This window comes from Frankia sp. Mgl5 (genome assembly GCF_023242985.1).
GTDB classification, from domain to species: domain Bacteria; phylum Actinomycetota; class Actinomycetes; order Frankiales; family Frankiaceae; genus Parafrankia; species Parafrankia soli.
Genome location: NZ_JALKFY010000126.1, coordinates 1 through 272, shown reverse-complemented (window position 1 = coordinate 272; position 272 = coordinate 1). Strand labels below are relative to the sequence as shown.

Genomic DNA, 272 nt, shown 5'->3' with positions numbered 1-272 from the left:
TATCTGGGCTGCAATATTGAAAACGCAGCATTCTCTCTCTGCAACTGTGCGGAGCGGACGGCACTGTTTAAAGCGTATTCGGAAGGAGATCAAAGCTATAAGGCGATTGCCGTTGTCGCCGATTGTCCGGTGCCAGTACCGCCGTGCGGGGCTTGTGGTCAGGTGTTGGCTGAGCTTTGCGCGCGCGAAATGAATGTAATTCTCTCCATCACGAAGGGGGACTTTACAGATACAACGGTTTCCGCAGTGCTTCGAGGCGCTTTCACCAAGGA

The 272-nt window shown here is 53.3% G+C and carries 1 protein-coding gene; it reads left to right on the top strand.

The window, feature by feature from the left end; genetic code table 11:
* Window positions 1-272: cytidine deaminase (locus MXD62_RS08660; RefSeq protein WP_248828871.1), on the top strand; the 272-nt coding region annotated here is incomplete at both ends.